The organism is Glycomyces mayteni (assembly GCF_042428885.1).
GTDB lineage: Bacteria > Actinomycetota > Actinomycetes > Mycobacteriales > Micromonosporaceae > Glycomyces > Glycomyces mayteni.
In genome coordinates, this window is the sequence record NZ_JBHMBP010000001.1 from 310,466 (window position 1) to 332,467 (window position 22,002).

Sequence of the window (22,002 nt, forward strand, 5' to 3'; positions counted from 1 at the left end):
TACACCTTATCCCCCGGGTCCGCGGACGGCGGGTGCCACGTGGGTGACAACAAGCGTGCACCCTAAGCCATTCCCCGTGATAACAGGTTCGCTCTGAGCGCAATACCCGCGCCCCCGCGTCCCAATCAATGGCGAGGCCGCACTGCTGCGGGACATGAGAAAACGCCCGCTTCCCGGGCGGGGGAAGCGGGCGGTGCGATCGGGCGCCGGACTACTAGTTGTGCGCGGCGTTGTATTCCTCGACGATGGCGGCCGGAATGCGGCCCCGGGGCGACACGTTCTTGCCGGAGCGGGAGGCCCACTCGCGGATGGCCTTGTTCTGCTCGCGGTCCACGGACTGGCGGCGCGGGGGCGCGACGGCGCCGCGGACCGGCCCGCGCGGGGTGCCGAGCGTGTAGCGGCCCAGTCGGGTGCCCGCCTCCTGGAATTTCTCCAGCGCGTCGCGCAGTTCTTTCGCGTGCGACGCCGACAGGTCGATCTCGTAGGCCTGCCCGTCGATGGCGAATTTGACCGTCTCCTCAGCGGTGCTGCCGTCGATATCGTCGATCAGGATGACCTGTGTCTTCTTCGCCATGGCAAATTCCCCTCGGACCCGGCCCAACAGTGCCTTTTGCTCTTACTAGTGCCAGAGCATATACGAGTCCCTAAGAGAAAGGAAAGAGGGTGGAGCGAAAGATTTGTGAATGGATCGCTACCGCGCCGCTCGCAGCGTGGCAAACCGCTCGGCAAACATCATCGGGAAATGGACCCGGGGGTGGGCGAAAAGGGACCGCATCGGATTCTCCGCAGTCGGCCGCGCAAGCGGCTTCGCGGGTCCCGATGCGGTCCCTTTGCTTTGCTATTCGGGTTTCACCAGCGGGAAGAGGATGGTCTCCCGCACGCCGAGTCCGGTGAGGGCCATAAGGAGCCGGTCGATTCCCATGCCCATGCCGCACAGCGGCGGCATCCCGTACTCCATCGCCCGCAGGAAGTCCTCGTCGACGCCCATGGCCTCGTCGTCGCCCTTCGCGGCCTGCCTGGCCTGGGCCTCCATGCGCTCGCGCTGGATCACCGGGTCGATGAGCTCGGAATAGCCGGTGCCGAGCTCGAAGCCGCGCACGTACAGGTCCCATTTCTCGGTGAGGCCCGGAGTGGTGCGGTGGCCGCGCACGAGCGGGGACGTCTCCTCGGGGTAGTCGTAGACGAACGTCGGCGCGTGCAGGCCGTCGACCACGAGGTGCTCGAACAATTCCTCGGCCAGTTTCCCGGGGCCCCACTTCGGGTCGACGCCGAGTTCGACTTTGTCCGCGTACGCCCGCAGCTCCTCGTAGGGCGTGTCGACCGTCACGGTTTCTCCGAGTGCGTCGGACAGGGACCCGAAGAGCGTGATCTCCGCCCAATCCCCGCCGAAGTCGTAGCTCGACCCGTCCGCGAGTTCGACGGTCTCGGTCCCGAAGACCGATCGCGCCGCGCCTTGAATGAGCGACTTCGTGAGGGCCCCGATCGTGCGGTAGTCGCCGTACGAGCGATAGGCCTCCAGCATCGCGAACTCCGGCGAATGCGTCGAGTCGGCGCCCTCGTTCCGGAAGTTGCGGTTGATCTCGAATACGCGGTCGATGCCGCCGACGACGCACCTTTTCAGATAGAGCTCGGGCGCGATCCGCAGGTACAGGTCGATGTCGTACGCGTTCATGTGCGTCACGAACGGCCGCGCGGTCGCCCCGCCCGGCTGGACCTGCATCATCGGGGTCTCGACCTCGATGAAGCCCTCCCCGTCGAGCTGCTCGCGCAGGGACTTGACGACCTTGGAGCGGTTGCGCGCGTTCGCGCGCGCCTCGGGCCGCACGATGAGGTCGACGTAGCGCTGGCGCACCCGTGTCTCCTCGGCGAGGGCCTTGTGCGCCACCGGGAGCGGGCGCAGGGCCTTGCCGGTGATCTGGAACGAGTCGGCCATGACCGACAGCTCGCCGCGCTTGGACGAGACGACCTCGCCAGTGACGCCGATGTGGTCGCCGATGTCGGCGAGGCGCTTCCACTCGGCGAGGGCCTCCTCGCCGACCTTCCCCTGGGAGAGCATCACCTGGAACTCGGTGCCGTCGCCGTCGCGCAGCCGCGCGAAGGCGAGCTTCCCGGCCAGGCGCACGAAGATCACCCGTCCGGTGGTGGAGACGGTGACTCCCGAGGACTCGCCGTCGGCCAGCCCGTCGAACAGCCCGCGGAGCTCCGCGAGCGTGTGCGTGCGCGGGTAGCCGAGCGCGTACGGCTCCTTGCCTTCCGCGAGGAGGGCGGCGCGCTTCTCGCGCCGGATCTTCATCTGCTCGGGAAGGTCGTCGCCGGTCTCAGTGCTGTCTTGCTCGTGCTCGGTCACGTCTTACAGGGTAAACGCCGCCCCTTGCGGCGGTCGTGCGAGTTTCGCCCCCGCGAGCGCAGGTCACAGCGCGGGGCGCTCGACCGCGAACGCCGGGTAGCCGACGACGCGCTCGGGCGTGCCGGCCGTGTCCGCGGAGGTCGCGAGCGCGAGCTGGCGCGGGCGGCGGCCGGTGGCGTCGGCCCAGGCGAGCGTGCCGCGCAGCGCGAACACGCCGCACGCGTGCTGCGGGGCGATCTCGCGGGGCCGCAGGCTCTTGATCGCCTCGGCGGTGGCGGCGTCGATGCGCTGGGCCGTGGCGAGGTCGTGGTAGTGGGACAGGTCGGTGGAGCAGACCAGGACGGCGTCCTCCCCGGCCTCTTCGAGGAGCGCGGCGATGATCCGCGCGGTGTCGGGGGTCTGGCTCATGCCGCAGGCGACGGGCGTGACCTCGATGTCGTCGCCGAGGGCGACCTGGAGGAACGGGAGCTGCACTTCGAGCGAGTGCTCGGCCTCGTGCGGGAGGCGCGAGGAGCCGACGACGTTCGTGGCGGCGGCGCGGACCTGCCCGAGCGGGGTCTGCCACGCGGTGTAGGGCGCGGCGGCGTGGCCGCGCAGCGGGTAGTGGTGGGACGGTCCGACGAGGACGACGCGCTTGACGCGGCCGCGGTGAGCGGCCAGGCGCGCGTACGCGTGGGCCGCGACGGGCCCGGAGTAGCGGTATCCGGCGTGGGGCACGATGTAGGCGGCCGCGAGCGGTTCGCTCACGGGCCCGGCCGCGTCGATGAGGCGCTGGACGTCGCGGCGGAGCTGCCCGGGGTCGGCCGGGTAGAAGCGGCCGGCGACGGCCGGGGGCCGCACGGTTTCGGATTTCGTCGAAGGCATCGCAGGTCTTCCGGTGGTGGGTTATCGCTGACTGACTGACGGTGCGGCGATGCGGATCGGTTGCCGCTTGGGACCCCAGTCTCCCGCCGGTCCCTCGAAGATGCCGGGAACGCGCGCCCCGCAACGTACGCACTGTCCGCTATCCGACACTGCATACCGGTCAATCCGGTACCAATCACGCACTATGAGGGCTTCGCCACAGTCGTGGCAGACCGTGGTCTGCCCTTCCGGGTCGTGCACGTTGCCGGTGTACACGTACCGCAGGCCCGCGTCGAGCGCGATGCGGCGCGCGCGGCGGAGGGTCGCGGGGGGCGTGGGCGGCACGTCCCGCATCTTGAAGTCCGGGTGGAAGGCCGTGAAGTGCAGGGGCACTTCGGGGCCCAGGTGCTCGGCGATCCACGCCGACTCGGCCGCGATCTCCGCGTCCGAGTCGTTGCGGCCCGGGATCAGCAGCGTCGTGATCTCGGTCCACACGTCGGTCTCGTGCACCAGGTATTCGAGTGTGTCCAGGACCGTCCTCAGTGACGCGAAGGCGATCCGCTTGTAGAAGTCCTCGGTGAAGGCCTTCAGGTCGATGTTGGCGGCGTCCATATGGGAGTACAGCTCCCGGCGGGCCGGGCCGTTGACGTACCCCGCCGACACCGCGACCGCCTTCAGCCCCGCGTCGCGGGCGGCGTCGGCGCAGTCGGCCGCGTACTCCAGGAACACCGTCGGGTCATTGTAGGTGAACGCTATGGAGTTGCACCCCAGGCGTTTCGCGGTGGCGGCGAGCGTCACGGCATCCGCTTGCGAGGAGAGGGTGTCGATCTCACGCGATTTGGAGATGTCCCAGTTCTGGCAGAACCGGCACGCGAGGTTGCACCCGGCCGTGCCGAACGACAGGACCGGCGTGCCGGGCAGGAAGTGGTTGAGCGGCTTCTTCTCGACGGGGTCGATGCAGAACCCGGACGAGCGGCCGTAGGAGGTGAGGACGATCTGGTCGCCCATGCGGGCCCGCACGAAGCACAGCCCGCGCTGGCCCTCCCGCAGGCGGCAGGCCCGCGGGCAGACGGTGCACTCGATGCGCCCGTCGTCCAGGGCGCGGTGGAACTCGGTGCCGACGGTGAACGCGTCGGCGCCTTCCACTCTCGGCCTGGGGGTGAGGGCGGCCATGCCCCAACGGTAGCTCTCGGAGGGTTGCCTTCGCGTTACGGGCAGCGAAAAAGGGCCGCGCAGCCAGTGCGCGGCCCCCTTTCGTACAGCGTCAGTTCAGGCGCTCGACCGGGTTAGTTGAGGCGCTCGCCCGTGGTGGCGTGGAAGACGTGCTCGTGGCCCGGCTCGGGCACCACGTACACGGTCTCGGCCAGGCGCGGGACGTTGACCGACTCGGTGCGGACGACGAAGCGCTCGGTGCCCCCGTTGTAGGCGGCGTGGCCGTACACGTACGCCTCGGAGCCGAGCTCCTCGACGAGGTCGACCTCGATCGGGATGCCGCCCGAGGACTCCGTGCCGAGCTTGCAGTGCTCGGGGCGGATGCCGACGGTGACCTGCTGGTCGCCGCCCTCGGCGGACGCGGCGTCGCGGACCTCGCGCGAGAGCGGGAGGGTCACGTCGCCGAACAGGGCGCCGGCCTCAGTCAGGGACACGGTCTTGAGGTTCATCGCCGGGGAGCCGATGAAGCCCGCGACGAAGGTGTTGCCGGGCTTCTCGTACAGGGTGCGCGGGGTGTCGCACTGCTGGAGGAGGCCGTCCTTCATGACCGCGATCCGGTGGCCCATGGTCATGGCCTCGATCTGGTCGTGGGTGACGTACACGGTCGTGATGCCCAGGCGCTTCTGGAGCGAGGCGATCTGCGAACGGGTCTGCACGCGCAGCTTCGCGTCCAGGTTCGAGAGCGGCTCGTCCATGAGGAACACCTGCGGCTCGCGCACGATCGCGCGGCCCATGGCGACGCGCTGGCGCTGGCCGCCGGAGAGGGCCTTCGGCTTGCGGCCGAGGTAGTCGGAGAGGTCGAGGAGCTTCGCGGCCTCTTCCACGCGCTGCTTGATCTCGGCCTTCGGCATGCGGCGCAGCTTGAGCGCGAACGCCATGTTGTCGAAGACGGACATGTGTGGGTAGAGCGCGTAGTTCTGGAAGACCATCGCGATGTCGCGGGACTTCGGGGGGAGGTTCGACACGTCGGTGTCGTTGATGAAGATCGAGCCCTCGTCGACCTCTTCGAGGCCGGCGAGCATCCGGAGGGAGGTGGACTTCCCGCAGCCCGAGGGGCCGACGAGGACGAGGAATTCGCCGTCCTGGATCTCGATGTTCAGCTTGTCCACCGCGGGCTTCTCGGTGCCCGGGTAGATGCGGGTGGCGCCCGCGTACGTCACTGTGGCCATGATGTTCCCTTTCACTGGCAGGCACGTGCCAGACGATCCGTGGTAAAAGGCGGTTGTCCGCCGCAGGGCGGGAACACCAGGTCCCCGCGCTGGGACGCGCGCAGCGCGGTGCGAGCACCGCGGAGCGTGGTGTGAGCCTAGCCTCGGGTGAATGCCTTTGCCAAGTGGGCTCCGAACGTTTGTCCGGTTTATCGGTGTGCTTTACCGAACCGTTACCCGGCCCGGGCTACTCCACGCGCAGCGCCTGGAGCAGCCGCTCGTCCCCCACGACGTCGCAGATCCCGAACGGCAGCCGCCCCCACAGGGCCAGCGCGATGTCCGAGGCCGAGCCCGCCGCGCGGGCCTGGAGCTCGGTGCGCGCGTCCGGCTGGTCCAGCAGCGCGACCCGGCCCTCGCGCAGGCGCACGAACCACGTCGAGTCGGCGTCCTGCGCGAACAGCTGCACGAGCCCGCTCGCGTCGGGGTGCGCGCCCCGGCGGGCGCCGACGGGGATGAACGCCTCGAACGCCTCGGTCACCGCGTCCGCCGCGAGCGCCACCTGCACGGGCGCGGTCGCCCCGACGGCCATCTGGAGGTCCCACCGGGCCAGCCCGGTCGCGACGGTGGCGCGCCGGTGCAGAACTCGGCCCGCCACTCCACGGGCGCCCACGTCCACGCGGGCGACTCGGGCCCGCGGGCCTCCACGGCGTCGAGGACGGCGGCGAGCGACTGGTCGAACAGGTCCAGGACGGCGGTCCCCGCGGCCTGGGGCCGGGGCGGCTCGGGGACGTCGCGGTCCTCCGAGGGCGGCGCGAACAGGGCGTCCACGGTCCACCGGTAGAGGCGCACGAGGTCCAGGAGGATCCCGGCCACGGTCGTGTCCGGGCGCGAGGGCGCCACCCGGTCGAGCATCCCGGGCTCGCAGACCGACCTCAGGCCCGCGGCCTCGGTCTTCAGTTCGGTGAGGTAGTCGGTGATGCGCAGCTTAGCCATGGTGACCGCCGTTCCTCGTAGCCTGCGAAAAGTCTAGGCTTTCGGGCGTGACACACGCCAGTCCAACGCCTCACGCCGCCGACCGGAATCTCCTCGGCGCGTACACGACCCTGCGCCTGGGCGGCCCCGCCCGCGACCTGGTCGAGGTCGCCTCCTCGGAGGAGGCGGTCGAAGTCCTGCGCGCGGCGCAGGGCCCGACGCTGGTCCTCGCCGGGGGGAGCAACGTCGTCATCGGCGACGAGGGCTTCGACGGCACGGTCGTGGTGCTGCGCGGCGGCGGCGTCGAGGAGCGCGGCGATCGGACCGTGCGGGTCCAGGCCGGCCAGGTGTGGGACGACTTCGTCGCGTGGACCGTCGCCCATGAGCGCTCGGGCGTGGAGTGCCTCAGCGGCATCCCCGGCTCGGTCGGGGCGACCCCCATCCAGAACGTCGGCGCCTACGGCCAGGAGGTCGCCCAGACCATCGAGTCGGTGCGCGTCTGGGACCGCGAGAAGGACGAGATCCGCGACTGGACCCCGGTCGAATGCGGGTTCGCCTACCGCCAGAGCGCCTTCAAGAACAACGACCGCTACTTCGTCATGAGCGTCGACTTCGCCCTGGAGCCCTCGGCGCTGTCGCAGCCGGTCGCCTACGCCGAGCTCGCCAAGCGCCTCGCCGTCGCCATCGGCGACCGCGCCCCCCTCGCCGAGGCCCGCGCCGCGGTCCTCGAACTGCGCCGCGGCAAGGGCATGGTCCTCGACGAGGCCGACCACGACACCTGGAGCGCCGGCTCCTTCTTCACCAACCCCATCGTCGGCCCCCACGTCCTCCACGACATCGCCGCCCGCGCCGGAGGCGAGCCCCCGCACTGGAAGACCGACGACGGCCAGGTCAAGCTCTCCGCCGCCTGGCTCATCGGCGCCGCAGGCTTCGAGAAGGGCCACCGCAGAGGCAACGTCGGCCTCTCCACCAAGCACACCCTCGCCCTGACCAACCGAGGCGGCGCCACGACGGCCGAACTCCTCGCCCTCGCCGCCGAAGTCGCCGACGCCGTCGATGCAAAGTTCGGAGTCCGCCTCCACCCCGAGCCGGTGATGGCGCTCTAGCCTTCGCCAGTCCCGTCCGCTTCACAATATGAATGTACTTTGCATTCATACTTGCTATACTGCATTCATGACGACTCTTAGTGTTCGCGACGTTTCGGAGGACGCGCTGTCCATCCTCCGAGTCCGCGCTGCCGCCAAGCGGCAGTCGCTCCAGGCGTATGTGCGCGATCTGCTTGAGCGCGAGGCGAACGCGCTCAGCATCGAACAAGCGGCGCGGGAGGCCGACCGGCTTGCCGCTCGGGCCAACGTGACGACTGACGACGTTCTCGATGCGATAGAGGAGATGCGGCAGGCCCGGCGGTGATCGTCCTCGACACCTCGGCAATGGTCGAGTTCCTGCTTGTTCGCGACAAAGCCGGCCTCCGGGTCCGACAAGCGGTCTCAGGAAACCCGATCGCCGCGCCGCACGCGGTCGATCTCGAATGCGCGTCGGTGTTTCGCGGCATGGTTCTCGGTGGCAAGCTCCACGCGGGCATCGCCGCAGATGCGATCGATCTGCTCGACCGCATGGACCTTCGCCGATTCGACCACGCGCCGCTGATGCGCCGCGTCTGGGAGCTGCGCAACAACATGTGGCCCTACGACGCGGCCTTCGCTGCGCTCGCAGAATACCTGGACGTCCCTCTGATCACGCTGGACAAGAAGTTCGCCGGAACCCCCGACATCCGATGCGAGGTCCGCAACCTCCGGGACTAGCGGAGGAGGGCCGCCGCCTCCAGGGCCGTGTAGGTGGCGATGATCCTCGCGCCCGCGCGCTTGATCGAGGTGAGCGATTCGAGGATGGCGGCGTCGCGGTCGATCCAGCCGCGTTCGGCGGCGGCCACGAGCTGGGCGTACTCGCCGGAGATGTGGTAGGCCGCGACGGGAACGGGAGACCGTTCGGCGGCGGCCCGGACCACGTCGAGGTACGGGAGGGCGGGCTTGACCATGACGATGTCGGCGCCCTGCTCGATGTCGAGGTCGATCTCCAGGAGCGCTTCGGTGGCGTTCGCGGTGTCCTGCTGGTAGGTGCGGCGGTCCCCTTGGAGCTGGGACTCGACGGCCTCGCGGAACGGGCCGTAGAAGGCGCTGGCGTACTTGGCGGCGTAGGCGAGCAGGCCCGTGTCGGTGTGCCCGGCCGCGTCGAGGGCGGTGCGCACGAAGCCGATCTGGCCGTCCATCATGCCGGAGGCGCCGAGGAGGTCGGCGCCGGACTCGGCGAGGGCGAGGCCCATCTCGGCGTAGCGGTCGAGAGTGGCGTCGTTGTCGACCGAGCCGTCCTCGCGCAGGACGCCGCAGTGGCCGTGGTCGGTGAACTCGTCCAGGCACAGGTCGGGGATGACGACGAGGTCGTCGCCGATCTCCTCGCGGATCGCGCGGGTGGTGCGGTTGAGGATGCCGTCGGGGTCGGTCGCGGCGGAGCCGACGGCGTCGCGCACGGCGGGGACGCCGAAGGGCATGAGCCCGCCGAGCCCGGCGCGCGCGGCCTCGACGGCGAGCTTGCGCACGGAGTCGACGGTGTGCTGGTAGACGCCGGGCATCGTCGCGATCTCGACGGGCTCGTGGAGGCCCTCTTTGACGAAGACGGGGAGCACGAGTTCGTTCGGATGGACGCGGGTCTCGGCGACGAGACGGCGAAGGGCCGCAGTGCGGCGCAGCCTCCGGGGCCGGATGACGGGGTATTCGGAGCTGTGCGGCACTGCGGCCACTTCCCTTCTCGTTTGACGACTCTCTAGCGGAACCTCAGGGCCGTGGGGCCCTGGACCTTCTGGCCGCGGCGGGTCTTGATCGGGCCCTCGGCCAGGCGCTGCTTGAGCTCCGTGGCGTACTCGGCGAGCGCCTCGATGAGGTCGGGCACCGAGGCGTTCTCGGGCTTGGCGTCCACGCGCAGGCCGAACTCGGTCGCGGTGTCCGAGGTGGCCGGGCCGATGCACGCGACGACGGTGCGCTGGTGCGGCTTCCCGGCGATGCCCACCAGGTTGCGCACCGTGGAGGACGAGGTGAACAGGACCGCGTCGAAGCCGCCGGACTTGATGGCGTCGCGGATGTCCGCGGCGGGCGGCGAGGCGCGCACGGTGCGGTAGGCGGTGACGTCGTCGACCTCCCAGCCGCGCTCCGAGAGGCCCTGGACGAGCGTCTCGGTGGCGATGTCGGCGCGGGGCAGGAGCACCCGGCCGACCATGTCGAGGATCGGGTCGTGCGGCGGGAAGACCTCCAGGAGGCCCTCCGAGGACTGCTGCCCGGTCGGCAGGAGCTCGGGCTCGATGCCGAACTCGCGCACAGCGTTCGCGGTGGCCTCGCCGATGCAGGCGATGCGCAGGCCGCCGAAGGCGCGGGCGTCGAGGCCGTGCTCCTTGAACTTCTCCCAGATGGCCTTCACGGAGTTCTGGCTGGTGAAGACGATCCACGCGTAGCGGCCGTCGACGAGGCCCTTGATGGCCCGCTCCATCTGGGCGGGCGTGCGGGGCGGCTCGACGGCGATGGTCGGGACCTCGCACGGGATGGCGCCGTAGGCGCGCAGGCGCTCGGACATGACGCCGGCCTGCTCCTTGGTGCGCGGGATGAGGACCTTCCAGCCGTACAGCGGGCGCCCCTCCCACCACGCGAGCTCGTGGCGGTCGTCGACGCCGGGGCCGATGGTGAGCACGACCTGCCCGGCGTAGCCGAGAGCGGCCTCCACGAACGTGTCCACGGAGGAGGTGGTGGTGTACTCGGTCTCGCCGGTCGCGTCGCCGGTGACGGCCACGGCGGTCTCGCCGGAGACGCCGCCCGCGAGGAGGATGTCCCGCAGGGAGGAGAGGTCGGAGACGTCGGCGGTGACGGTGAGCGAGCCGCGCTTGATGGCGTCGGCGATGACGAGCGGCTCGACGGAGGCGATGTCGTCGATGTCGATGACGGTGCGGATCTCCCCGGGGGGCATGCCCGCGTACACCGCGACGGCCTGCGCGTGGCTCATGCCCGGGATGACCTCGAAGCGGGCCTGCTCGGCCGAGGCGGCCTTGATCTCGGCCTTGGCGAGGCGGTTGGGGTAGGCGTCGCCGACGATGAGGCGGGCGATGTTCTCGCCTTCGCGCGCGGCGGCGGCCATGAGCTTGCCCTGGTCGGACGGGGAGGACTCGATCAGCTTGAGCTTGGCGTCGTCGCCGTTGATCTCCTTGGCGGCCTCGACGAGCGACTGCGGCAGCGACCGGTCGTAGTAGACGCGGTCGGCCTCGCGGATCGCGTCGAGGGCGCGCTTGGTCAGCAGTCCCGGGTCGCCTGGGCCGGTCCCGACGAAACGCACGCGGCCCACCGGCTTACGGGCACTGGTCATGTTCTCTCCATCAGCAATCGTCTGAGATACGTCTACTTCAACAGTTGTGCGGCACCCGCGTCGAGCAGTTCCTCGGCGAGCCGCCTGCCCGCGGCCGCGGCCTGCTCGGCCAGCTCCGGGCCGCCGGTGTCGGCGAGCGCGGCGGTGGTCGAGAGCCGTTCGATGACGGAGCCGTCGACGGCGCCCACGGCGCCGCGCAGATACAGGTCGACTTCGCCGGGATCGGCGCCTTCGGCGACGTCGGCGAGCGAGGCGACGGGAGCGCTGCAACCGGCTTCGAGCCGTTGCAGCAGCGCGCGCTCGGCGGCGACGGCGGCCTGGGAGTACCGGTCGTTGAGCTTAGCCGAGATCAGCGCAGATGTCATGTCGGCTTTGCGGCATTCGACCGCCAATGCACCTTGTGCGGGAGCGGGAAGCATCACCAACGGGTCCAGGTATTCCGTCACTTCGGCCTGGCGGCCGACCCGCTTGAGGCCGGCGGCCGCGAGGATCACCCCGTCGAGGTCCTTGCCGACGCGGCCGATGCGGGTGTCGACGTTCCCGCGGATGGGCACGCACTCGAAGCCGCGCCCCAGGGCGTTGAGCTGGGCGATGCGCCGGGGCGAGCCGGTGCCGATGCGGGCGCCGGGGCCCAGGTCGGAGAGGGTGCGCCCGTCGGAGGCGACGAGGACGTCGCGCGGGTCTTCGCGCGGCGGGACGCCGATGACGAGGTGCTCGGGCTGCGCGGTCGGCAGGTCCTTGTACGAGTGGACCGCGATGTCGATCTCCTCGCGTTCCAGGGCCTCCCGGAGCTGGTTGACGAAGACGCCGACCCCGAGCTCCGCGACGGGCACCGTGGTCCCGTCCCCTGTGGTCTTGATCTCCACGAGTTCGACGTGCTCGCCGGTGAGGCGGCCGATCGCGTCCGCGACCATGCCGCTCTGCGCCAGTGCGAGCTTCGATCCCCTGGTCCCGACTCGGATCACGGGCGTGCTTCCCTTCTCAAGACTGCTGCGTCGCAGCCGTTCCGGTTTCGGACGGGGCGGAGGGGATCGTCCCGAGGGCGTCGGCCACGGGGGCCGACGCGGGGCTGATCTTCAGGGCCTCGCCGAGGTGGTCGCCTTCGGCGGCCGTGAGGACGGCCGCGTCGAGGGCGAAGAGGTCGCGCAGGGCGCGGGCGTAGTCGGGCGCGCCGGGCTGTCCGGCGAGTTCGCGGACGCGCACGGTGGGCTCGTGGAGGAGCCGCTGCACGACGCGGTGGACGGTGCGGGCGACCTCGGAGCGCTGGTCGTCGGTGAAGTCGCCGCGGCGGGCGACGCGGGCGAGCTCGGTGTCGACGATGTCGGCGGCGGCCGAGCGCAGGGCGGCGACGGTGGGGGTGACGGCGTCGGCGCGCAGGCTCTCGTTGAACGCGGCGATCTCCTCGGCGAGGAGGCGCTCGACTTCGGCGAGGGTGTCGGCGGCGGCCCCGGCGGCGTCGGCCCGCTGGATCTCGGCGATGTCGACCACGGTGACGCCGCTCAGGTGCGCGACGTCCTCGGCGACGTCCTTGGGGAGGGCGAGGTCGCAGACGACGAGGGGGCGGGTGCGCCCGGCGAGGTCGGCGGCGCGCAGCACCGGCTCGGGGGAGGACGTGGCGCAGACGAGGAGGTCGGCGCCGGCGGCGAGGCCGGGCAGGTCGCCGTAGTCGGCGGCCTCGGCGCCCCAGACGTCGGCGAGGCGCCGGGCCTTGGCGCGGTCGCGGTTGGCGACGGCGAGGGACTTGACGCCGGCGCGGGCGAGGGTCGCGGTGGCGAGGGAGCCCATGGACCCGGCGCCGACGACGGCGGCGCGGGTCTCGGTGAGGCCGTTGGCGAACCCGGCTCCGGCGAGCGCGCGCTCGGCGAGGTCGAGGGCGGCGGTGACGATGGAGGGCGCGGCGGCGTCCACGTCGGTCTCGGCGTGGATGCGCTTCCCGACGCGCAGGGCCTGCTGGAACAGCTCGTGCAGGTGGCGTCCGACCTGGTCGGCCTCGCGGGCGGTGTCGTAGGCGTCGCGGAGCTGGCCGAGGATCTGGGGCTCGCCGGCGACCATGGAGTCGAGTCCGGCGGCGACGCGGAAGGCGTGGGCGACGGCGTCGGCGCCGTGGCGCACGTACCCGCAGGAGGCGAAGTCGAGGTCGGCTTCGAGCTCGGTGAGGCCCCAGATGCGGTGGAGCTCGTCGACGACCGCGGAGAGCCCGCCGTGGAAGGACGCGGCGACGGCGTAGACCTCGACCCGGTTGCACGTGGAGAGGACGACGGCCTCGCGGACCTCGCCGCCGCGCAGGAGGGCGCGCGCGAGGGCGGCGGCGGCCTCGGGGCCGACCGCCAGCCGTTCCAGTGTCTCGACCGCTGCGCTGCGGTGCGAGATGCCGACAACCAGGAGGTTCACTGCACCGTTCCCGTCTCTAGACGTCTGTTTCCGGCCTGCTGAGCGTCTTGTGGTGTTCGTGGAATGAGAGGATCTGGAGCTCGACGGCCAGGTCGACCTTGCGGACCGCCACTCCCTGGGGGACGGCGAGGACGCACGGGGCGAAGTTGAGAATGCTTGTGACACCAGCATCTACGAGGAGGTCGGCCACGTGTTGGGCGGCCGCGCCGGGTGTGGCGATCACCCCTATGTTGATGCCTTCGTCACGCACGGCCCCGGCGAGGAGCGCCACGTCGCGCACCCGCAGGCCGTCGAGGTCCCTGCCTATGATGCCCGCGTCGGCGTCGAAGAGGCCAACGATGTCGAACCCGCGTTCGGAGAATCCGGGGTAGCGGGCGAGGGCCTGCCCCAGGTGGCCGAGGCCGATGATGGCGACCCGGGAGTCCTTGGTGAGTCCGAGCACACCGGCGATGTGGGTGGCGAGGTTGGCGACGGAGTAGCCGACGCCGCGCATCCCGGAGGCGCCGAGCTGGGAGAGGTCCTTGCGGAGCATCGCGGAGTTGACGCCCGTGGCGGCCGCGAGGGTCTCGGAGGAGACGGTGTCGACGCCGGACTCGGAGAGCGTGCCGAGGGCGCGGAGGTATTCGGGCAGGCGCCTGACGGTCGCGGCGGGGAGGTCGGCCGCCGCCGCAGGCGGGACCGCGGCGGCCCGCTGGCCTGTGCCTTCACCGGTGGTCGTCAATGCTGGAGCTCCAGGTCCGATCCGCGCCGCCGTGCACCGGCGCGCCACTCAGCTTATGAAGTGGGTGTCGCGGGGGGAACGGAGGGGTGAACGGACTCGGCGGCTCGCGGTCGCTGCGCGGTACACCCCCGTATCACCGGGCCAGGCCCGGCTGTACCGAAATTGCAGACGTCCCGGCGAGCCGCCGTCCGCCAGAATTTTGCCCTAAAAGACCGTTGTGGGGCGGTATTTCAGATAATTGTCGGTGTGTCGCCTCACGCGGGAGTCGCGCCGAGGTCCTTGAGCAGCCGCGGGACGTCCACGTCCCAGTAGCCGTGCTCCCTCCCGTCGAGCAGCAGCACCGGGAGCCGGTCGCCGTAGTCGCGCGCGTACGCATCGTCGTCGGCGACGTCCACCTCCGTCCACTCCTCGCCGGTCCGGGCCGCCACCAGGTCGAGCGCCTCGCGCGCCGCGACGCACAGGTGGCATTCCTTTGTAGTCAGCAGCGTCAGCCTGTTCACCCTGCTCCCTCCGTCATTCCAAGAAGTCGGCCCGGATCGCACAGCTTGTGCGACACCCTCCGTCATTCCTCGATCACTATTGAGGCACAACCGGTCCGCGGCCGCGGACCACCGAACGTTTGGGGAGGTAATGGTGGGATTCCGCCCCCGCAACGAAGGGTACGCCGGCGCATCGGGCGCGCGCCGACATCAACCCCCGCACACCCGTCACCGAGCGCGACACGCCGAACGCAAATACGCGTCGCCGACCCCGCGGATTTCTAGACTCAGGCGGGTCAGTCCCTGCGGGATCCGTTCACTCGACTCGGCCCGACGACCCCTCACACGAGGAGGCCACTAGTGCCCGGTATTGCACCGACCTTGGCTGTGGCAAGCCACGACTCGGCAGTGCTCACAGCAGACATCGCCCCTTACTTCAACGCAGGATCGATCAGCTCGCTGCTCGCGCAGCACCCGGCCCCGACCTTCGCCCGGCTGAAGCAGGCCGTGTGGACGGTCCTCAGCCTGGACACCGGCACCGCCGAGCAGCACCAGGTGCGGCCCGGCCGGGGCACCGGGCCCGGCGCGGCCGGAGGCGCCGCGGAGCCGCGCGGCACCGACCAGCACGAGGACCAGGTCGACGGCGACGAGGTCGCCGACCTCGTCGCGCGCGCCCAGGACGGCGACCCGGGCGCCTTCGGCGAGATCTACGACCGGTACAACGACACGGTCTACCGCTACATCTACTTCCGCGTCAACAACGCCCAGCTCGCCGAGGACCTCGCGTCCGAGACGTTCCTGCGGGCGCTGCGGCGCATCTCCAGCTTCAGCTGGCAGGGCAGGGCCTTCGGCGCGTGGCTGGTGACCATCGCGCGGAACCTCGTGGTCGACCACTTCAAGTCCGGCCGGTACCGGCTGGAGATCGTCAAGCCCGACGTCCTCGGCGCCGACGAGAAGGACCACGACCCGAGCACCTCGCCGGAGACCGCCGCACTGGAGAAGCTGACGAACGCGACGCTCCTCACGGCCGTCAAGAAGCTGAACCCCGACCAGCAGGAGTGCATCGTGCTCCGCTTCCTCCAGGGGTTCACCGTCGCCGAGACCGCCCGCACCATGGGCAAGAACGAGGGCGCGGTCAAAGCGCTCCAGTACCGGGCCGTGCGCACGCTCGCCCGGCTCCTCCCCGACGGCTTCCGAGGCTGACGGCCGTCCGATCCCCCACCGCCCTCCCGGCCGCATGCGTCGGGAACCCGACACCACCCGTTCCCAAGGGCTTCGGCCCGCAATCCCGTAATCGACGATCCGCCTCCTCACGGCGGACCGGAACTGCCAGGTCAGGGCTCTTTACCGGCCCGATACCGCCGCGAGACCCTACCGCGACGAGGACGATGTGGTCCGAAACGCAAGGTTCGCGGCGAACCGTAACCTCAGGGGCTACTCGTGCGTTGTTCTCAGTACAGGAGCAGGATCCATGCAGTGAGAGGGGGTGTGCCCGGTGACATTGAACCCTATGGAGCGCCGACGCGCGGAGGATTTCGCGCGGCTGCTTGACTCCCAAGGACCCACCCTCCCTCACTCGCGCCGCAGCGCGGACGCATCGGGTGCGTCGGCAGAGGCACTCGCCGAACTCGTCGGCGTCACCGAGCGGCTCGGAGGGCTGGGCGACCAGCTCGTCAACGCCGCGCGCCCGTCCAGGGACTGGCAGGACGCCACCAGGAGGCGGCTCATGGCCGTCGCCACCGAAGAGGGGATCGGCGTCACCGCCAGGCACCGCGCCAGCGCCGCCGTCCCCGAGACGAGGCGCGCGCCCGTCCTCGACGAGATGTTCCCCCGCCGCCCCCGCGGCGGCAGGCGCATCGCGATCGTCGCGGCACTGCTCACCGGCACCGTCGCCATCTCCGGGGTCTCCGCGGCCTCCGGCGACGCCCTCCCCGGCGAGACCCTCTACAACGTCAAGCGGTCCACCGAGCGGGCGCAGCTCGCCCTCGCCGGCAACGACCTCGGCCGCGCGCAGCTCTACCTGGAGTTCGCGCGCACCCGCATCCAGGAGGCGCAGCTCGTCGCCGACGACGACGCCGCGGCCGCCGACGCGCTCACCGACGCCACGTCGGAGCTGAAGAGCGCCAGCGCGCTCCTCGGCGAGCTCGCGGTCGCGGACGGCGACCCGGCCCCCCTCGACTACCTCGACCTGTTCGCCAACGAGCACCGCTGGGTCCTCGACGACCTCGTCGGCGACCTCGGCGGGGACGCGCGGGACGCGGGCGAGGAGCTCGCGTCGGTCCTGGAGGCCGCGGCCGTCAGGTCCGTCGAGCTGCGCGAAGCCCTCGACTGCACCGAGGCCGGCGGCGGCGCCGACGACCTCGGGCCGATCCCCGGCACCTGCGCGCAGGGCAACGTCGACGCCACCGAGCCCGCCTCGCCCGGGTCCACCGGCGGCACCGCCGACACCGAGGCCGAGCCCTCGGACGGCGACGCCACCGGCGCCGACGGCGGCGCGACCGCCGGGACCGACTCGGCCGAGCAGACCGACGCGCCCGCCTCCGACCCGACGAGCGGCGGGCCCGCCAGCCCCGCCTCCGACCCGACCACCGGCGCCGAGGAGCAGGACGACGTCCTCGGCGAGCTCACCGGGATCATCTCGGACCTGTTCAATTGATCACCCGCCGCTGAAGCAAGGTGCGGAGCAGGGCCGGGGAGCCGCGAGGCGACCCGGCCCTTCCGCGCGCCCCCGACCGGGACCGGAGCGAAGGCCGCATTTCCGCCCACCCGTAGCCGAGGCACGCGACGGGGGCCATACATGAACAAGGCCACACTGGAAATTCACCGGGCTCGCGTCCTCGCGTTACAGGCCGTCTGCCTTGGGCTTGTAGGCTTTCAGGGTGTCAGAGATCGAGGCTTCCTCCAGCGCCTCCGCCACACCCCGTTCCACGGCAGTGCGGGGCGGCGGCGTCGCTCGCACCCAGCCCAACCCCCATTCCGTCGTCGTCGAGCCCGGTGCGCCCGGCGAGGACGAGCTCGCCCACATCCCCTCCGCGGCGTTCTTCGACGTCGACAACACCCTCATGCACGGCGCGTCCACGTACTACCTGGCCCGCGCGCTGGCCCGCCACGGCGTCCTCTCCGGGCGCGACATCCTCGGCTTCGCGTGGAAGCAGGCCCGGTTCAAGTTCCAGGGCGTCGAGCACCACGGGCACATCTCGCAGATCAAGTCCTCGGCGCTCGAACTGGTCGCCGGGTACCCGGTGGACGAGATGCGGGCCCTGTGCGAGGAGGTCGTGGACCGCGACATCTCCCCGCGCATCCTCGCGCCCGTGCGGCGCCTCGCCGAGCGGCACCTCGAAGCCGACCAGGAGGTCTGGCTCGTGACCGCCAGCCCGGTCGAGCTGGCGGGGGTCCTCGCCGCGCGACTGGGCCTGACCGGCGCGCTCGGGACGATCGCCGAGATCGAGAACGGCTGCTACACCGGCCGCCTCGTCGGCGACCTCATGCACGGCCCGGCGAAGGCCGAGGGCATCGCCCAGCTCGCGGCCGAGCGCGGCCTCGACCTGTCCCAGTGCACGGCCTACTCCGACTCGGCGAACGACCTGCCGATGCTGCGGAAGGTCGGCCGCGCCATCGCCGTCAACCCGGACACGCGCCTGGCGCGCCAGGCCCGCCACCACGGCTGGCCGGTCCTGGACTACCGGCGCGGCCGCCGCGCCGCGAAGCTCGCGCTGCCCGCCGCCACGGCCGCGGGCGTGGGCGCGGGCCTGCTCTACCTGTACAAGTCCCGCGAGCGCGACTAGAGCTGGGACGGCGGCTTGGACGGCGCGCAGCGGTTCGCACTCGCCGGGGCGGCGGTGCTCGCGCTCGCGTGGCTCGCGTGGCCCTCGCCCGACCGGCCCGAGACCGCCGCGCCGCCCGCGGCGGCGCCGACGGTGTGGGAGACGTGGGACGCCGAGCCGGTCGACTGGCCCGGGACCGCCGGCGGCCGGGCGTGGACGCCGCTGAAGGTCCTCGACGACGACAGGGCGCTCGCGACGGACGGGGCCGGGAGCCTGCTCTATGTGGAGCTCGACGAGACCGGCGGCGCGGCCGCGACCGTGCTGGCCGAGCCCGGGACGGTCCCCGGGGTCGTGGCCGCCGCGGCGACCGACGAGCGGTTCGCGTGGATCACCTCCGTGCCCGACGCGCAGGGCCGCGTGGCCTCCGAGCTGTGGACGGCGCCGCGCGGCGCCGACGGGAAGCCGGGTGCGGCCGCGCTGCTGACCGCCGACACCGGTGACGTCATCGCGTCCGGTTCGGCGTACGACCTCCAGTTCGCGGCCGAGGGGCTCCACTGGCTCGCCACGGCCCGCTCCGGGACGCTCGTGACCGAGCACCGGTCGGTCCCCGTCGAGGGCGGGGAGGTGGCGGTGACGGGCCACCGGGGCGCGTGGCAGGCCGCGGCGTGGCCGTGGCTGGCGAGCGCCGGGTCCGACTCCCTCGGCGGGGCGCAGCTGGTGCGCACCGACACCGGTGCGGGCGTGAAGGTCTTCTCCGGCGCGGAGGAGCTGACGCTGTGCTCGGCGACGTGGTGCCGCCTCATCGTGAACGCCGAGGACGGGGCCCGCACGGACCTCGTCCGTCCAGACGGGACCGGGAGGGTCACGGTCGCCGAGGGGTTCACGTCGGCGGTGTCCCCCGATGTGGGACTGGTGGACCGCTTCGAGCCGCTCGCCGAGCGGTCGGTGGCCGCGGGCGACGCGACGGAGGTGACGCTGTTCGACCTCGAAGCGGGCGAAGCGTTCCTGGTCGCGTCCAGTGCGGGGCGGGCCGGGGCGGACGCGCGGCGGCTGTGGTGGTCCACGGGCACCGGGGAGCTCCTCGTGTGGCACGTGCTCGACCTCACGGACCTGGCTTAATGCGAGGCGTTCGCGCTCCGGGCGCGGGTAACGTCGAGTCCGTGACCACACCGCAGAGCGCCGGGACCGGGCCGGCCCGCCCGCAGATCATGGGGATCCTCAACATCACCCCCGACTCGTTCTCCGACGGCGGGCGCTATCTCGACTTCGGCGACGCGGTCGCGCACGGCGAGCAGATGGGCGCCGACGGCGCGGACCTGATCGACGTCGGCGGCGAGTCGACGCGCCCGGGCGCGGACCGGGTGGACGCGGCGACCGAGACGTCCCGCGTGGTGGACGTGATCGCGGCGCTGGTCGAACGGGGCCTTGCGGTCTCGATCGACACGACCCGCGCGGCGGTCGCGGCGGCGGCGATCGGGGCGGGCGCGAGCGTCGTGAACGACGTGTCGGGCGGTCTCGCGGACCCGGACATGGCGCGGGTCGTGGCGGACACGGGCGTGCGGTGGGTGCTCATGCACTGGCGGGGGCACTCGGCGGACATGCAGCAGCTCGCGAAGTACGAGAACGTGGTGGCCGACGTGAAGGCCGAGCTGGAGGACCGGGCCGAGGCGGCCCTGGACAACGGCGTGGAGCGGGACCGGCTGATCCTGGACCCGGGGCTCGGGTTCGCGAAGACCGCGGAGCACAACTGGCGGCTGTCGGCGCACCTGGACGAGTTCGTGGCGCTGGGGTACCCGGTGCTGTTCGGGTCGTCGCGGAAGTCGTACCTGGGGCGGCTGCTGGGCGACGAGAGCGGGAAGCCGCGCCCGGTGGGGCAGCGGGAGGCCGCGACGCTGGCGACGTCGGTGCTGGCGTTCGAGGCGGGCGCGTGGGGCGTGCGGGTCCACGACGTGGCGGGGACGGCGGACGCGCGCGCGGTGTGGGAGGCGACCCGGGCGGGCCGTTAGACGGCGCCGTGCGCCTCGTCTCGGAAGTTGGAACTGTTGTTGCCGATTCCGGTCACGCACCCGTAGCATTTCGCTCGTACTTCATCCAGAGCAGCTGAGGGGTCCGGCCCTGCGAAGCTGCGGCAACCACCGACGTCGGTCGGCAGGTGCCAAATCCGGCCCGCCACGAGCGGGAAAGATGAGGGAGGAGCCTTCTCGTATGTCGAATGCCCTTTTCGCCGACAGCCCGGCCAAGGGACTGGTCTGCCGCAACTGCGACGCCACCTACGACCTGGTCGCCCAGCACGCCTGTTGGCAGTGTTTCGGGCCGCTCGAAGTGGACTACGACCTGGACGAGCTCGCGAAGGTGACGCGGGCGCAGATCGAGGCGGGCCCGCAGAACATCTGGCGGTACGCGCCGCTGCTGCCGGTCGGCGTCCACCCCGGGGACCGGGTGAGCCTGAACCCGGGCCTGACCCCGCTCATCGACGCGGAGCACCTGGCGAAGGCCCTCGGCATGAGGAAGCTGTGGGTCAAGGACGACAGCGCGAACCCGACCCACTCGTTCAAGGACCGGGTCGTGTCGACCGCGGTGTCGGCGGCCGTGAAGCTCGGGTTCGACCGGTTCGCGTGCGCGTCCACGGGGAACCTGGCGAACTCGGTGGCGGCGCACGCCGCGCGCGCGGGCGTCCCGTCGATCGTGTTCATCCCCTCGGACCTGGAGCCGGGGAAGATCGTGCAGTCGGCGATCTACGGCGGCGCGCTCGTGGCCGTCGAGGGCTCCTACGACGACGTGAACCGCCTGTGCTCGGAGCTGACGGAGACCGACGACTTCGAGTCGACGGCGTTCGTCAACGTGAACATCCGCCCGTACTACGCGGAGGGCTCCAAGACCCTCGGGTACGAGGTCGCCGAGCAGCTCGGGTGGCGGCTGCCGGAGCAGGTCGTGGTGCCGATGGCCTCGGGCGAGCTGCTGACCAAGATCCACAAGGCGTTCGAGGAGTCCGCGGAGATCGGCCTGACGGCCCCGGGGAAGGTCCGGGTGTTCGGGGCGCAGTCGGCCGGGTGCAGCCCGATCGCCGACGCGTTCGACGCGGGCACCGACGTCATCACCCCGGTGAAGCCCACCGGGATCGCCAAGAGCCTCAACATCGGCGACCCGGCGGCCGGGCCTTACGCGATCGAGGCGTGCCGCTCGACGGGCGGCGGGATGGCGAAGGTCTCCGACGACGAGATCCGCGACGGAGTGAAGCTCCTCGCCGCGACCACCGGCGTGTTCGCTGAAACGGCCGGCGGCGTCGTCGTCGCTACGCTCCGTAAGCTCTTGGAGGCGGGGAGCCTCGACCCGGAGGCGGAGACCGTCATCTACAACACCGGTGAGGGACTGAAGACACTGGACGCGGTGTCGTCCCTGGTGGGGCCGACGCATACCGTGAAGCCGTCGTTGAAAGCGGCGAAGGACGCGGGCATTCTAGTTTCCTGAATGGAGTCAGGAGTTCGGAATCCCTGCTCGTCAAACGCTTTCCGAACTCCTGAAATTATCACTCACAGTGACCGTTGTGAAGTGAAGTGTCGGGTACCCGACAAAAACAAGAGAAGTTCGGGTCTTGACCGTATTCACTGAATGAGCAAGAATTCTTGGTGCGGGAGGCCGCAGACGTCCTGTCGCCACTCACCCGGTTGACTGCGAGTCCTGGGGCTAGAACGTGTCGAGCAGCGCCAGCCGGTGTCAGGAACTGCGG

Annotated in this window: 22 protein-coding genes and 1 riboswitch; of the genes, 9 read left to right on the forward strand and 13 right to left on the reverse strand. The window is 71.2% G+C overall.

Going from position 1 to position 22,002, the window contains the following annotated elements:
- Nucleotides 1–214 precede the first annotated feature (214 nt).
- From ACFFXY_RS01465 to ACFFXY_RS01495, 7 genes are all read right to left on the reverse strand, one after another.
- Complete coding sequence (locus ACFFXY_RS01465; protein WP_359945590.1) at nt 215–574, reverse strand: histone-like nucleoid-structuring protein Lsr2; 360 nt, start codon at nt 572–574, stop codon at nt 215–217.
- Nucleotides 575–838: 264 nt separating this feature from the next.
- Nucleotides 839–2,293, reverse strand: coding sequence for a lysine--tRNA ligase (lysS, locus tag ACFFXY_RS01470; protein WP_382347325.1), 1,455 nt, complete (start codon nt 2,291–2,293; stop codon nt 839–841).
- A gap of 117 nt (nt 2,294–2,410) precedes the next feature.
- On the reverse strand, nt 2,411–3,211 hold the full coding sequence (gene amrB, locus ACFFXY_RS01475) for an AmmeMemoRadiSam system protein B (RefSeq protein WP_382345169.1): 801 nt from the start codon (nt 3,209–3,211) through the stop codon (nt 2,411–2,413).
- A 21-nt stretch (nt 3,212–3,232) separates the two neighbouring features.
- The gene (gene amrS / locus ACFFXY_RS01480; RefSeq protein ID WP_382345171.1) at nt 3,233–4,363 is read right to left on the reverse strand and encodes an AmmeMemoRadiSam system radical SAM enzyme; all 1,131 of its coding nucleotides are present in this window, start codon (nt 4,361–4,363) and stop codon (nt 3,233–3,235) included.
- Nucleotides 4,364–4,476: 113 nt separating this feature from the next.
- Nucleotides 4,477–5,571, reverse strand: coding sequence for an ABC transporter ATP-binding protein (locus ACFFXY_RS01485; protein ID WP_382345173.1), 1,095 nt, complete (start codon nt 5,569–5,571; stop codon nt 4,477–4,479).
- Nucleotides 5,572–5,797: 226 nt separating this feature from the next.
- Complete coding sequence (locus ACFFXY_RS01490) at nt 5,798–6,139, reverse strand: hypothetical protein (protein ID WP_382345175.1); 342 nt, start codon at nt 6,137–6,139, stop codon at nt 5,798–5,800.
- Complete coding sequence (locus ACFFXY_RS01495; protein ID WP_382345177.1) at nt 6,085–6,543, reverse strand: hypothetical protein; 459 nt, start codon at nt 6,541–6,543, stop codon at nt 6,085–6,087. The genes ACFFXY_RS01490 and ACFFXY_RS01495 overlap by 55 nt, the downstream gene beginning before the upstream one ends.
- Nucleotides 6,544–6,590: 47 nt before the next feature.
- Here ACFFXY_RS01495 and ACFFXY_RS01500 point away from each other — a divergent pair, with 47 nt between their 5' ends.
- From ACFFXY_RS01500 to ACFFXY_RS01510, 3 genes are all read left to right on the forward strand, one after another.
- Nucleotides 6,591–7,628, forward strand: a complete 1,038-nt coding sequence (locus ACFFXY_RS01500) for a UDP-N-acetylmuramate dehydrogenase (protein WP_382345179.1) — start codon at nt 6,591–6,593, stop codon at nt 7,626–7,628.
- Nucleotides 7,629–7,695: 67 nt separating this feature from the next.
- Nucleotides 7,696–7,932 (forward strand): FitA-like ribbon-helix-helix domain-containing protein, encoded by a 237-nt coding sequence (locus ACFFXY_RS01505; protein ID WP_382345182.1) that lies wholly within the window; start codon nt 7,696–7,698, stop codon nt 7,930–7,932.
- On the forward strand, nt 7,929–8,324 hold the full coding sequence (locus ACFFXY_RS01510; RefSeq protein WP_382345184.1) for a type II toxin-antitoxin system VapC family toxin: 396 nt from the start codon (nt 7,929–7,931) through the stop codon (nt 8,322–8,324). Before ACFFXY_RS01505 ends, ACFFXY_RS01510 begins: the two co-directional genes overlap by 4 nt.
- On the opposite strand, the gene hemB is transcribed toward ACFFXY_RS01510, so the two are convergent.
- From hemB to ACFFXY_RS01540, 6 genes are all read right to left on the reverse strand, one after another.
- Nucleotides 8,321–9,316, reverse strand: a complete 996-nt coding sequence (hemB, locus tag ACFFXY_RS01515) for a porphobilinogen synthase (RefSeq protein WP_382345186.1) — start codon at nt 9,314–9,316, stop codon at nt 8,321–8,323. The genes ACFFXY_RS01510 and hemB overlap by 4 nt on opposite strands.
- Before the next feature lie 23 nt (nt 9,317–9,339).
- Nucleotides 9,340–10,920: a bifunctional uroporphyrinogen-III C-methyltransferase/uroporphyrinogen-III synthase gene (locus ACFFXY_RS01520; RefSeq protein ID WP_382345188.1), complete on the reverse strand. Its 1,581-nt coding sequence runs from the start codon at nt 10,918–10,920 to the stop codon at nt 9,340–9,342.
- Between the two features lie 32 nt (nt 10,921–10,952).
- Nucleotides 10,953–11,885: a hydroxymethylbilane synthase gene (gene hemC, locus ACFFXY_RS01525; RefSeq protein ID WP_382345190.1), complete on the reverse strand. Its 933-nt coding sequence runs from the start codon at nt 11,883–11,885 to the stop codon at nt 10,953–10,955.
- Between the two features lie 16 nt (nt 11,886–11,901).
- Nucleotides 11,902–13,311, reverse strand: coding sequence for a glutamyl-tRNA reductase (locus ACFFXY_RS01530; protein ID WP_382345192.1), 1,410 nt, complete (start codon nt 13,309–13,311; stop codon nt 11,902–11,904).
- Between the two features lie 16 nt (nt 13,312–13,327).
- Nucleotides 13,328–14,032 carry a redox-sensing transcriptional repressor Rex gene (locus tag ACFFXY_RS01535; RefSeq protein ID WP_382345195.1) on the reverse strand — a complete coding sequence of 235 codons (705 nt, stop codon included), beginning with the start codon at nt 14,030–14,032 and terminating at the stop codon, nt 13,328–13,330.
- A 254-nt stretch (nt 14,033–14,286) separates the two neighbouring features.
- A complete protein-coding gene (locus ACFFXY_RS01540) occupies nt 14,287–14,532 on the reverse strand; it encodes a glutaredoxin family protein (protein ID WP_382345197.1) in 246 nt (81 codons plus the stop codon).
- Nucleotides 14,533–14,970: 438 nt separating this feature from the next.
- Here ACFFXY_RS01540 and ACFFXY_RS01545 point away from each other — a divergent pair, with 438 nt between their 5' ends.
- From ACFFXY_RS01545 to thrC, 6 genes are all read left to right on the forward strand, one after another.
- A complete protein-coding gene (locus ACFFXY_RS01545) occupies nt 14,971–15,714 on the forward strand; it encodes an ECF subfamily RNA polymerase sigma factor, BldN family (protein ID WP_417398519.1) in 744 nt (247 codons plus the stop codon).
- 307 nt (nt 15,715–16,021) lie between these two features.
- Nucleotides 16,022–17,167, forward strand: coding sequence for a DUF5667 domain-containing protein (locus ACFFXY_RS01550; protein ID WP_382345201.1), 1,146 nt, complete (start codon nt 16,022–16,024; stop codon nt 17,165–17,167).
- A 223-nt stretch (nt 17,168–17,390) separates the two neighbouring features.
- Entirely contained in the window at nt 17,391–18,296 is a 906-nt protein-coding gene (locus ACFFXY_RS01555; RefSeq protein ID WP_382345202.1) for an HAD family hydrolase, read from the forward strand.
- Between the two features lie 15 nt (nt 18,297–18,311).
- Nucleotides 18,312–19,394 (forward strand): hypothetical protein, encoded by a 1,083-nt coding sequence (locus ACFFXY_RS01560; RefSeq protein WP_382345203.1) that lies wholly within the window; start codon nt 18,312–18,314, stop codon nt 19,392–19,394.
- An 89-nt stretch (nt 19,395–19,483) separates the two neighbouring features.
- Nucleotides 19,484–20,281 carry a dihydropteroate synthase gene (gene folP / locus ACFFXY_RS01565; RefSeq protein WP_382347328.1) on the forward strand — a complete coding sequence of 266 codons (798 nt, stop codon included), beginning with the start codon at nt 19,484–19,486 and terminating at the stop codon, nt 20,279–20,281.
- A gap of 78 nt (nt 20,282–20,359) precedes the next feature.
- Nucleotides 20,360–20,466: riboswitch (SAM riboswitch) on the forward strand.
- Between the two features lie 14 nt (nt 20,467–20,480).
- Nucleotides 20,481–21,743 (forward strand): threonine synthase, encoded by a 1,263-nt coding sequence (gene thrC / locus ACFFXY_RS01570; RefSeq protein ID WP_382345204.1) that lies wholly within the window; start codon nt 20,481–20,483, stop codon nt 21,741–21,743.
- Nucleotides 21,744–22,002 lie beyond the last annotated feature (259 nt).

Bases quoted from the DNA above. Each gene is read 5' to 3' on its own strand.
- ACFFXY_RS01465 (WP_359945590.1), bottom strand. From the start codon at position 574: ATGGCGAAGAAGACACAGGTCATCCTGATCGACGATATCGACGGCAGC.
- lysS (WP_382347325.1), bottom strand. From the start codon at position 2,293: ATGAAGATCCGGCGCGAGAAGCGCGCCGCCCTCCTCGCGGAAGGCAAG.
- amrB (WP_382345169.1), bottom strand. From the start codon at position 3,211: ATGCCTTCGACGAAATCCGAAACCGTGCGGCCCCCGGCCGTCGCCGGC.
- amrS (WP_382345171.1), bottom strand. From the start codon at position 4,363: ATGGCCGCCCTCACCCCCAGGCCGAGAGTGGAAGGCGCCGACGCGTTC.
- ACFFXY_RS01485 (WP_382345173.1), bottom strand. From the start codon at position 5,571: ATGGCCACAGTGACGTACGCGGGCGCCACCCGCATCTACCCGGGCACC.
- ACFFXY_RS01490 (WP_382345175.1), bottom strand. From the start codon at position 6,139: ATGGCCGTCGGGGCGACCGCGCCCGTGCAGGTGGCGCTCGCGGCGGAC.
- ACFFXY_RS01495 (WP_382345177.1), bottom strand. From the start codon at position 6,543: ATGGCTAAGCTGCGCATCACCGACTACCTCACCGAACTGAAGACCGAG.
- ACFFXY_RS01505 (WP_382345182.1), top strand. From the start codon at position 7,696: ATGACGACTCTTAGTGTTCGCGACGTTTCGGAGGACGCGCTGTCCATC.
- ACFFXY_RS01520 (WP_382345188.1), bottom strand. From the start codon at position 10,920: ATGACCAGTGCCCGTAAGCCGGTGGGCCGCGTGCGTTTCGTCGGGACC.
- ACFFXY_RS01550 (WP_382345201.1), top strand. From the start codon at position 16,022: ATGGAGCGCCGACGCGCGGAGGATTTCGCGCGGCTGCTTGACTCCCAA.
- folP (WP_382347328.1), top strand. From the start codon at position 19,484: ATGGGGATCCTCAACATCACCCCCGACTCGTTCTCCGACGGCGGGCGC.
- thrC (WP_382345204.1), top strand. From the start codon at position 20,481: ATGTCGAATGCCCTTTTCGCCGACAGCCCGGCCAAGGGACTGGTCTGC.